This is a genomic window from Burkholderia sp. Bp9012 (assembly GCF_003853825.1).
GTDB lineage: Bacteria > Pseudomonadota > Gammaproteobacteria > Burkholderiales > Burkholderiaceae > Burkholderia > Burkholderia diffusa.
In genome coordinates, this window is record NZ_QTQA01000043.1 from 17,252 (window position 1) to 26,160 (window position 8,909).

13 protein-coding genes and 1 tRNA gene are annotated in these 8,909 nt (G+C 63.0%); 9 read left to right on the forward strand and 5 right to left on the reverse strand.

The window, feature by feature from the left end; all coding sequences use genetic code 11:
* The first annotated feature begins 11 nt into the window (after positions 1–11).
* The 7 genes from ssuC (at position 12) to DIE11_RS34085 (ending at position 3,951) form a co-directional block, all read left to right on the forward strand.
* Positions 12–824, forward strand: a complete 813-nt coding sequence (ssuC, locus tag DIE11_RS34055) for an aliphatic sulfonate ABC transporter permease SsuC (RefSeq protein ID WP_059603273.1) — start codon at positions 12–14, stop codon at positions 822–824.
* Complete coding sequence (locus tag DIE11_RS34060; protein ID WP_059603271.1) at positions 821–1,780, forward strand: ATP-binding cassette domain-containing protein; 960 nt, start codon at positions 821–823, stop codon at positions 1,778–1,780. The genes ssuC and DIE11_RS34060 overlap by 4 nt, the downstream gene beginning before the upstream one ends.
* Before the next feature lie 58 nt (positions 1,781–1,838).
* Positions 1,839–2,054 carry a molybdopterin-binding protein gene (locus DIE11_RS34065; protein ID WP_006400187.1) on the forward strand — a complete coding sequence of 72 codons (216 nt, stop codon included), beginning with the start codon at positions 1,839–1,841 and terminating at the stop codon, positions 2,052–2,054.
* A 140-nt stretch (positions 2,055–2,194) separates the two neighbouring features.
* On the forward strand, positions 2,195–2,392 hold the full coding sequence (locus DIE11_RS34070) for a hypothetical protein (RefSeq protein ID WP_124629678.1): 198 nt from the start codon (positions 2,195–2,197) through the stop codon (positions 2,390–2,392).
* Between the two features lie 56 nt (positions 2,393–2,448).
* Positions 2,449–2,703 carry a hypothetical protein gene (locus DIE11_RS34075; protein ID WP_059524526.1) on the forward strand — a complete coding sequence of 85 codons (255 nt, stop codon included), beginning with the start codon at positions 2,449–2,451 and terminating at the stop codon, positions 2,701–2,703.
* Positions 2,704–2,829: 126 nt separating this feature from the next.
* Positions 2,830–3,816 carry a tRNA dihydrouridine(20/20a) synthase DusA gene (gene dusA / locus DIE11_RS34080; protein ID WP_260437244.1) on the forward strand — a complete coding sequence of 329 codons (987 nt, stop codon included), beginning with the start codon at positions 2,830–2,832 and terminating at the stop codon, positions 3,814–3,816.
* Between the two features lie 59 nt (positions 3,817–3,875).
* Positions 3,876–3,951 (forward strand) — tRNA-His (locus DIE11_RS34085).
* 25 nt (positions 3,952–3,976) lie between these two features.
* Here the strand turns inward: DIE11_RS34085 and DIE11_RS34090 are convergent.
* Both DIE11_RS34090 and DIE11_RS34095 read right to left on the reverse strand, forming a co-directional pair.
* Positions 3,977–5,155, reverse strand: a complete 1,179-nt coding sequence (locus DIE11_RS34090; protein WP_124629680.1) for a site-specific integrase — start codon at positions 5,153–5,155, stop codon at positions 3,977–3,979.
* Positions 5,131–5,340 carry an excisionase gene (locus tag DIE11_RS34095; RefSeq protein WP_124629681.1) on the reverse strand — a complete coding sequence of 70 codons (210 nt, stop codon included), beginning with the start codon at positions 5,338–5,340 and terminating at the stop codon, positions 5,131–5,133. Before DIE11_RS34095 ends, DIE11_RS34090 begins: the two co-directional genes overlap by 25 nt.
* 36 nt (positions 5,341–5,376) lie before the next feature.
* Between DIE11_RS34095 and DIE11_RS34100 the strand changes: the two genes are divergently transcribed.
* Positions 5,377–5,586 (forward strand): hypothetical protein, encoded by a 210-nt coding sequence (locus tag DIE11_RS34100; protein ID WP_124629682.1) that lies wholly within the window; start codon positions 5,377–5,379, stop codon positions 5,584–5,586.
* A 268-nt stretch (positions 5,587–5,854) separates the two neighbouring features.
* Here DIE11_RS34100 and DIE11_RS34110 read toward each other — a convergent pair whose 3' ends face one another.
* Positions 5,855–6,625, reverse strand: a complete 771-nt coding sequence (locus DIE11_RS34110) for a hypothetical protein (protein ID WP_221622480.1) — start codon at positions 6,623–6,625, stop codon at positions 5,855–5,857.
* A gap of 32 nt (positions 6,626–6,657) precedes the next feature.
* Between DIE11_RS34110 and DIE11_RS34115 the strand changes: the two genes are divergently transcribed.
* Positions 6,658–6,900 carry a hypothetical protein gene (locus DIE11_RS34115; RefSeq protein WP_124629684.1) on the forward strand — a complete coding sequence of 81 codons (243 nt, stop codon included), beginning with the start codon at positions 6,658–6,660 and terminating at the stop codon, positions 6,898–6,900.
* Positions 6,901–6,905: 5 nt separating this feature from the next.
* On the opposite strand, the gene DIE11_RS34120 is transcribed toward DIE11_RS34115, so the two are convergent.
* Together DIE11_RS34120 and DIE11_RS34125 are read right to left on the reverse strand one after the other, a co-directional pair.
* On the reverse strand, positions 6,906–7,256 hold the full coding sequence (locus DIE11_RS34120) for a hypothetical protein (protein WP_124629685.1): 351 nt from the start codon (positions 7,254–7,256) through the stop codon (positions 6,906–6,908).
* On the reverse strand, positions 7,256–8,854 hold the full coding sequence (locus tag DIE11_RS34125) for a hypothetical protein (RefSeq protein ID WP_124629686.1): 1,599 nt from the start codon (positions 8,852–8,854) through the stop codon (positions 7,256–7,258). Before DIE11_RS34125 ends, DIE11_RS34120 begins: the two co-directional genes overlap by 1 nt.
* Between the last annotated feature and the right edge of the window lie 55 nt (positions 8,855–8,909).

Sequence of the window (8,909 nt, forward strand, 5' to 3'; positions counted from 1 at the left end):
GGAGGCCTGAGATGACAACGAAGACGTCGACGACGCGCGCGGCCGTGGCCGCCCGCGCCTGGCGCGGCATCGCGCCGTGGCTCGTGCCGCTCGTGCTGCTGGTCGCATGGGAGGTCGGCGCGCGCGTCGGCTGGCTGTCGACCCGCGTGTTGCCCGAGCCGGTGGCGGTCGTGCGTGCCGCGTGGTCGCTCGTGACATCGGGCGAGCTGTGGGCGAACGTGAAAGTCAGTACCTGGCGCGCGCTGTTCGGTTTCGCGATCGGCGGTGGCGTCGGCCTGGCGCTCGGGCTCGCGACCGGCCTGTCGAAAGCAGCGGAGGTCGCGCTCGATTCGACCATCCAGATGATCCGCAACATCCCCGCGCTCGCGATGATTCCGCTCGTGATCCTGTGGTTCGGCATCGACGAGAAGGCGAAGCTGTTTCTCGTCGCGCTCGGCGTGTTCTTTCCCGTCTACATCAACACATATCACGGGATCCGCTCGGTCGACGCGAACCTGATCGAGATGGCGAAGAGTTACGGCGTGCGCGGCTTCGCGCTGTATCGCGACGTGATCCTGCCCGGTGCATTGCCGTCGATTCTCGTCGGCGTGCGCTTCGCGCTCGGGCTGATGTGGGTGATGCTGATCGTCGCGGAAACGATCTCCGCGCAGTCGGGCATCGGCTACATGACGATGAACGCGCGGGAATTCCTGCAAACCGATGTGGTGGTGGTCGGCATCCTGCTGTATGCGGTGCTTGGCAAGTTGGCCGACGTGCTCGCGAAATCGATCGAGCGCGTGACGCTGCGCTGGCACCCCGCTTATCAATCTGGAGCAAAGGCATGAATGCGACGACTTCGGCGGTCTCCTACGGCCCGCTCGCCGGTGCAGACCTTGAGGCCGAGCTGGCGCACGCACGCGTGACGGACGACGACGCACGCAATGCGGCGATCGTCGACCGGAACGGCGGCGCATCCGTCGTTCCGCTTGCGCGGCGGCGGACGGGCGGCACGGCACAGGACGACGCGGTGACGCTGTCGGGCGTCAGCAAGCGCTTCGGCGCGCGCACCGTGCTCGACAACGTCGAACTCGGCATCGCGCGCGGCAGCTTCGTCGCGATCGTCGGCCGCAGCGGCTGCGGGAAATCCACGCTGCTGCGTCTCGTCGCGGGGCTCGAGGAACCCAGCAGCGGCGCGCTCGTGACGCGCGGCGACGGCGGCGGTGCGCTCGACACGCGGATCATGTACCAGGATGCACGGCTGCTGCCGTGGAAGACCGTGCTGCAGAACGTGATGCTGGGCCTCGGCCGCGGCGCACGCGATCAGGCGCGTGCGGTACTCGACGAAGTTGGTCTGATCGAGCGTGCGAACGACTGGCCTGCGCAGCTGTCCGGCGGCCAGCGGCAGCGCGTCGCGCTCGCCCGTGCACTCGTGCACCGGCCGCAATTGCTGTTGCTCGACGAGCCGCTCGGTGCGCTCGACGCGCTGACCCGCATCGAGATGCACGCGCTCATCGAACGGTTGTGGCGCGAGCATCGGTTCACCGCGCTGCTCGTCACGCACGACGTGCAGGAAGCCGTGGCGCTCGGCGACCGGATCCTGCTGATCGAGCAGGGACGTGTCGCGCTCGACCAGCCGGTGCCGCTCGACCGGCCGCGTGCGCGCGCGTCGGCCGCGTTCGCGGCGCTCGAGGACCGCGTGCTGCAGCGTGTGCTCGCGGGCGGGCCCGGCGGTGCCGGGCAGCACGTCGCGGCTGAAGCCGATCACGTACGGCCGGCCGGGCAGATTCGCTGGGCCGTTTAAATCCGGGCGGCACCGGCCGCCCGTTCTCAGACTTTTTTTGTTCGGAGCGATCAACCCGATGAGCATCACTGCAATCAACGTGCGCAACCAGTTCAAAGGCAAGGTGAAGGAGATCATTCGCGGGCCCGTGGTCTCCGAGGTCGACGTCGAGACGCCGTTCGGCATCGTCACGTCGGTGATCACGACGCGCTCGGTCGACGAACTTGAACTGAAGGTGGGTGCGGAAGTCGTCGCGCTCGTGAAATCAACCGAAGTGTCGATCGCGCGACTCTGAGCGTGTTTCCGATGCCGGGCGCCGCGGACGGGCCATCCGGCCATCCGTCGCGCCTGGTATTTTGGTTCTGCGTTTGCCTCGGTATTCGCCGTTCGGACGAAGTGCTACGATGGAACGACACCGACGCCGGAGGGCAACGCATGACCCCCATCCTTTCCCCCGAAGCCTTCGAGGCGCTGAAGTGGATCGACCAGTTCGGCGACACCCGTCCGGTCCCCGCCGCGTTCGACGATGTCGTCTATGCGTTGCTGAACGAAGGGCTGATCTATCAGGCGGCGGCCGACCGTGTCGACCTGACCGCCGACGGCAAGTCCGTTTTGTCTAACGAATACGATTGAGCGCACGGCGCCGGGCCGCCGAGGCGGCCCGGCGTTGCTTCGCCACGGAGCGAGCGATGGAACCGAGAGGCAGCGATCTCGGCGATTTCAGCGAGCCGTACCGCGGCTACGAGATCGAAGTGAAGACCGAGCAGGTGTGGGACGGCGAGCATGCGCACTACCGCGTGCTGCAGGGCGCGGCCGTGCGGATCGACTGGCGGCTCGTGAAAGTCGACGGGATGCTGCTGACCGAACGGCGCGTGATCGAGCGCGTACTCGAAGAGGCGCGGCGGGCCGTCGACGCCGAACTGGGCGAGGGCGGGCCGGTCTAGTCAGGCTGCCGGGCCGGCCTGGTCGCGTTGCGGTAAAATCTCGGGTTGTTTCCCGCGCCGCTTGCTGCCCCGAATTCCATGTCCGCATCGTCCTCGCTTCCCCCCCGCCGCGTTTCCGTCGCGCCCATGCTCGACTGGACCGATCGTCATTGCCGGTCGTTCCATCGCACGTTGACGCGCGACACGTGGCTGTATACGGAAATGATCACGACGGGCGCGCTGCTGTTCGGCGACGCCCAGCGGCATCTCGCGTTCACGCCGAACGAATCGCCGGTCGCGCTGCAGCTGGGCGGCAGCGAACGGGACGATCTCGCGCGCGCCGCGAAACTCGGCGAGCAGTGGGGCTATGACGAGATCAATCTGAATTGCGGTTGTCCGTCCGAGCGCGTGCAGCGCGGTGCGTTCGGCGCGTGCCTGATGAATGAGCCGCAACTCGTTGCCGATTGCGTGAAGGCGATGCGCGATGCGGTGTCGGTGCCGGTCACGGTCAAGCATCGGATCGGGGTCGACGCGGTCGAGGACTATGCGTTCGTGCGGGACTTCGTCGGCACGGTGGCTGAGGCGGGCTGCGAGACGTTCGTGGTGCACGCGCGCAATGCGATCCTGAAGGGGCTGTCGCCGAAGGAGAACCGCGAGATCCCGCCGCTCAAGTACGACTACGCCTATCAGCTGAAGCGCGATTTCCCGTCTCTGGAGATCGTGATCAATGGCGGGATCAAGACGCTCGACGAAGTCGCGCAGCATCTCGAACATGTGGACGGCGTGATGCTCGGCCGCGAGGCGTATCACAACCCGTATGTGCTCGCGGGCGTCGATGCGCGCTTCTATGGGTCGACTGCGGCGATGCCGACGCGCGAGGAGGCCGAGGCGAAACTGATCGAATACTGTGCGGCGGAACTGAAGCTCGGCACGTATCTCGGTGCGATCGTCCGGCACGCACTCGGGCTGTATCGCGGCGTCGCGGGCGCGCGCGGCTGGCGTCGCGTGCTGTCGGACAACAAGAAGCTCGCACGTGGCGATCTGGCCGTGTTCGACGAGGCACGCACGCATCTGAAAGACGCTCTCGAAAATTTTGAAAAAAATGCTTTGCAAGACGGAAAAGTCTTCGTATAATCTTGTTCTTCGCTGCTGAACACGAAACGAAACAGCGAAGAAACAAAGCAGTATCAGTGGTGGCTGTAGCTCAGTTGGTAGAGTCCAGGATTGTGATTCCTGTTGTCGTGGGTTCGAGTCCCATCAGCCACCCCAAAGAATGCATTAACAAAACAGGCGCTTAGGCGCCTGTTTTGCTTTGCGGGGGACAACTCGGGGACAATAACGTCGATTCGAGCCTCGCCATCTCTAGAGCGTTCTGCTCGCCATCCATCCATTTCGCGTACGTTGTCAGGAACATCTCGATGCTGTGCCCGAGCTGTTTCGCGCAAAAGGCTGGGGTCATTCCGGCCATCAGCATCGCCGTCGCGTAGCTATGCCGCATGTTGTACGGCCGGCGATAGCGAATTCCGAGTCGTTTCAGGATTGGCGTCCAGAAGCTTCGCCGGAATGCGCGCTCATCTTCCCATCGGGTGTTGTACCGCGGATCATGAAAGATCGCGGCGCCACTGATTTGGGTGAATGAACGTTGACGGGTCAGCGCGGCCAGGGCGCGGCTGTTTAGGCGCACCGTGCGGGCGACTGCTGTCTTGGTTCGATCCTTGTGTTCGCCGCGTACCAGCGCTTCGGCAACCAGGATCGTCCCGTTCTGCAAATCCACATTCAGCCACTGCAACCCGAAGATCTCCGATGTCCGAAGGCCAGTCCAAAACCAGAATTCGATGAGGTTGTGCACCTGCCCGGGATAAGCACGCTCGGCCTCGCCGATCACTTTTTCCGATTCATCGCGGGAAAACGGATCGGGCGGGGGCTTTTGGTGTTTCGCACGAGGCACATTTGCCGCGGGATTGTCGGTCAACAGATTGTCTGACACGGCCAAGTCGAGCGCCTTTCTCATTACTGAGACGTAATTGTTGACCGTTTTGCCGCTCAGGTCAGGTCGGCCCGCAATCGCAGTCAATATGTGGCTCAACTTCAATCTGCGTAGGGGAGTCGGTCCGAGCGGATTCTGATTCTTGTCGCACGCCGCGGCTTTCCAGAATCGGATGGCGCTTTCGTATCCGTCTTTCGTCGACGATTCGATTCGCTGGGCGGCGAGCCAGGTATCGAGCCAGCCGCCGACAGTTAGAGTGCTGGGAGCGCCAGCGGTCGGAAAATATTCGACCAAGCTGAATGTCCCGAGACGGATCCGATCGACGATCTCCGCGATCAGGCGATAGGCATACTTCACGTTCGCGGGAGTGGGCGGCATCGGTTTGCCGTTTAGCATCAGAGTTTGTCGCTCCCGCTTGCCTTCGAGCGTAAAGTTTAGTCGGATGGAGGCTGCGCGGATTTCTACGCCGCCGCTTGTTCTACCCATTGTTGATACCCTTTGATGGAAATGAAGATTCCGCCGTCTGGCGAGCGGCGGTACTCGCGACCTTCGAGCCACTTTCCGTCCTCGATCTTTCGACGGATGGCTTTCTCGGTCAGGCCGGTGATCATTGCGGCAAGCGCCACAGTTACGTAGGGGGCAGGCGCAATCAGAGTAGGCGAGTCGACCATGCTACGATCCCTCTGTCTCAAATAAGCGTTGAACCAATGCAGAAGAAATTTGTGATGCGCGGGTACGAGATGAACTGCGAGTGGCGCGTGACGGAGGACGGCAAGTACGCCGCCCAGGTTGAGGTAACGAAGTTGCGTTTCAGTCGGGAGGCTGCGTTCCGCCAGCTTGGAACGTTCGACACTGAATCCGAGGCAGTCGTGTACGCGAAAAGCTTCTCTGTTGAGTGGCTCAGTCGCTACGGCTGATCGGTCGCTTGGCGGTCAATGACGAAGACCTCTTGGGAGCCCGCAATGTCACAAGGAATCGAGTTCGTTCGTAAATGGGATACGACTGGCGATGCAGTTCGTTTTCGTGTGCGGGTCGACGGGCAAGATCACGATGGCAGGATCTCTCATACCGCTCTGATATTCGTTTCAGGACAGAATCCGCAGACCATCGACTATGGGAAAGCCTTCTCCGAAAATTTGCAGAAGATTCTCGAAATTGTTGACTGGGTGATACGACGAGGCGCCATTAACCCTGACGGATTTTGGATCTCAGAGCGCGACGTTCGGCGCAGGCCTTAGATTCCGCACTTTCAAGGCGTCTGAATTCGACAACCCACACCCAGGGGGTTGCATCCCAGCGTTGGTCGCGTGGAGCGTTCAACCTGTCCCAGAGACACCGGAATAGGCCGCGCGCGTCGAGTGTTTCGTCCGCGTCAGGCCCGCGCCGCAGGAAGTCGATTCCCTCAGCCTCGGCGTCGATCTCACAGATGTCCTGCAGGCGCTCGACGCGCAGGCCGGTGATCTCGAGCGTGATGCGTGATGCCCAGCGTCGCATATGGATGCTGGGCGTCCATCGGACCGGCTGACTATCACCTACGTGGTGCCACTGCACATTCGGCATGGGGCCATCCGCGAGGTAAACGTAACGAGATTTCCAATCCGGACGCGCCGGCGATCCCGCCGTGCCTATCGGCCCTCTCGGTCGGCCTGCTGGAATATCAACTTCGAAAACTTCGGCGTGCGTTTCGCGCACCCACAGACGATCGCCGACCATTCCGTGAGGGCACGCAAGCTGGTGACAGTCCTCGTTGCCGCGGAGCGCCCACCAGAATCCGGTGTTCAGGTCTTCGAAGCCCCAGCACGTCGGATCATTCCAGTCCGGGCCGTGCTTCGGCCCTCCGCCGATGAAATCGACGCAGCTGCGACTCGGGATCGCGACGCGGCGCGTCTGCGTCTTGCGGCCGTCGAGGATCGCGCGCACCATGGGCCCGCTGAACAGAATTGGTCGCTCTTTCACGATTTGTTCCTCAATGCCGAATGGAGCTGAAAATGCCGCGCGAGATCATCGATGCTGACGAGCTGCTGAAGATCATCAATGACCACATGGAAGGGCTGCATGCGTGTCGAAATCTGCATGTTTCCAAGGTTGTTACGGATCCGGACCGAGCGAACGGGGGAAACTGGACGACGAGCGGGATTCGCCGGTCCGGCGTCGACCACGACCAGGTCGAATGCGAAGGTGCCATTCGAGAATTCATGGCCGGTCTGCAGGCCCGATACGACATCCGGTAGTCCTTTCACCGCCGCACCATCATGCAAAGGTCGGCGCGGCGCCTGATCTCGGACATGTACGCGTCGAGGTCGCCCGTCGTGACGACATACGTGCGCGCCGCTGCCGGGATTCCGACATAGCCGTCGCTCTGCGTCATGTTCTTCTCGGTACCAGCGAGGATGTAGTTCGGCAGCTTGACGCGCGGGCGGCGCACGCGGCTGAGCGAACCGGCGGTGACGAGCTGCTCGAGCACCGGCCGCACGAGCGCGGCCGCAGTTCCGAACCGCTTCGCGACATCGGAGGGGCTTTGCACTTCGCCTGGTGTCATCGCGGCGAGCACGCGGTCGGCCGCCGGGGTCTTCTTAGCATATGTCATCACTGACCTCCTGCGCGGACGGCGTCGATGACTGCATCCAGTTCACCAGCGCTGAGCGTGTCGCCAATGCCGTTGATCACGCTCCAGTGCTGCCCCCGCCGCAGGAGCCGATACCGCTCGGCGCAGAGCTCGTCGTCGTCCTTCACCTCGGCGCGCGGCTCCGCTGTGGGCTGCGATGCTGCCGCGCGGGCCTTCGCTGCGTCGACGAGATCGAGCAGACGCTGCGCCACCCACGTGCGATTGCGTTGCACGCCTTCGATCGGAACATGCGTGACGGCATGGTTGCTCGTCAGGAACAGCGCGGCACCCTGCATCGACTCGAACGCCAACCGCTCGTCTGGCGGCGCTCCCGCTGCGGGCGCGTCTTCGTGCGCCTTATCGCGCAGCGGATGATGGAAGCCTTTCCAATCTCCGATACGGTGGCATTTGCACGTCTCGTCTGTCGGCGCTGCAGCTGCATCTGCGAATGGTTCCGACAGTGCACGTTCCGCCTGCGCTTTCATGCGGTTCAGCACATCAATCTGCTTTTCCCAGTACGCGTCACTGTCGTCGTTTATCGCATCGAAGTGCATCACTTTGCACGCGTTCACGAAGTCACGGTGATGGCTCACCACGGCCATCAGGCATTCGCTCGCGTCGCCGGACAGCATCGCTCCCGCCACCTCAGTGCGAGGGGCGCAGTGCCAATCGTGATGACGTTCTTGCACGAGCGGCTTGATACAGTCGTCGATCCATTGCTGGACTTCGGTGCCGCTCCACATTTTCCGCAGCATAGTCGGGAAGCTCGGCAGGTCAGCAACGGCCACACGTCCTGTGGCCCGCGTCTCCAGCTCGGCTTGCTTGCGCCCGACATGCCAGTACGGCGCGAGCCAGTGATCGGCGCTCGGCGGCGGATTCGTGTTCTGGTAGCCAAACGCCATCGCGCCGTCGATCGCCCTGCACGTCAGCTTGTGTTCGGCTTCATCCGCCCCATTGCCTGTGCCTTCGAGCGGGGCGGATGGTGCGGGTTGCGTGGCGAGATGCTCCTGTTTCTCGCGTTTCCAGCGTTCGCGCATCGATTCCGGCTTCTTCTCGCGCACGTACAGTGCGACCGGGCCGTCCTCGGTGTCGTAGATCTCGAGCAGCAGCCAGCCGTCGCCGGCCGGTGTGCTCGGCGTCCAGAAGCTGCAGTTCGGATCGTTTGACTCGACGTACCGCTCGTACGCGTCGCAGTCGACGTCGGTTTCCATGCAGACGAACGTCGATTCGATGCCGAACGCGGCGAAGAACGTCTGGTAGTTCACGTCCTCGTCGAGGGCCGGGATAGCCGGATGCGTCAGCATCCCGTATTCGTCGCGCACGATCGCGCGTGGCGTGAGGACCGCAGGGCGCAGCCCTTCGAGGCTGGCCGGCGCTGCTTCGTGCTGCTCGACAGGGCGATCCCATGCGGCACGAGCTAGATCGACGATTGTGAAAAGACGGTCATTATCCGCGGGCGGCATGCCGCGTTCGTTGCAGTAATCCATCAACTCACACCACAGCCAGTCTCCGACGCTGCGGTGGCGGGTGCTGTAGGGTCCGGTCAGCGCATCAGCGCGGCTCTTGTCGGTGGTTGTCATATCCGTTCCTTGAATACAGTAGTGGCCGATTTCAATGCGGTTTTGGCGGAACTCG

What these genes read in the sequence shown, in the direction of transcription:
- dusA (WP_260437244.1), top strand. Translation starts at nt 2,830, where the DNA reads ATGCTCGACTGGACCGATCGTCATTGCCGGTCGTTCCATCGCACGTTG.
- DIE11_RS34120 (WP_124629685.1), bottom strand. Translation starts at nt 7,256, where the DNA reads ATGACATATGCTAAGAAGACCCCGGCGGCCGACCGCGTGCTCGCCGCG.
- DIE11_RS34115 (WP_124629684.1), top strand. Translation starts at nt 6,658, where the DNA reads ATGCCGCGCGAGATCATCGATGCTGACGAGCTGCTGAAGATCATCAAT.
- DIE11_RS34090 (WP_124629680.1), bottom strand. Translation starts at nt 5,155, where the DNA reads ATGGGTAGAACAAGCGGCGGCGTAGAAATCCGCGCAGCCTCCATCCGA.
- DIE11_RS34060 (WP_059603271.1), top strand. Translation starts at nt 821, where the DNA reads ATGAATGCGACGACTTCGGCGGTCTCCTACGGCCCGCTCGCCGGTGCA.
- ssuC (WP_059603273.1), top strand. Translation starts at nt 12, where the DNA reads ATGACAACGAAGACGTCGACGACGCGCGCGGCCGTGGCCGCCCGCGCC.
- DIE11_RS34125 (WP_124629686.1), bottom strand. Translation starts at nt 8,854, where the DNA reads ATGACAACCACCGACAAGAGCCGCGCTGATGCGCTGACCGGACCCTAC.
- DIE11_RS34100 (WP_124629682.1), top strand. Translation starts at nt 5,377, where the DNA reads ATGCAGAAGAAATTTGTGATGCGCGGGTACGAGATGAACTGCGAGTGG.
- DIE11_RS34065 (WP_006400187.1), top strand. Translation starts at nt 1,839, where the DNA reads ATGAGCATCACTGCAATCAACGTGCGCAACCAGTTCAAAGGCAAGGTG.
- DIE11_RS34075 (WP_059524526.1), top strand. Translation starts at nt 2,449, where the DNA reads ATGGAACCGAGAGGCAGCGATCTCGGCGATTTCAGCGAGCCGTACCGC.
- DIE11_RS34070 (WP_124629678.1), top strand. Translation starts at nt 2,195, where the DNA reads ATGACCCCCATCCTTTCCCCCGAAGCCTTCGAGGCGCTGAAGTGGATC.
- DIE11_RS34095 (WP_124629681.1), bottom strand. Translation starts at nt 5,340, where the DNA reads ATGGTCGACTCGCCTACTCTGATTGCGCCTGCCCCCTACGTAACTGTG.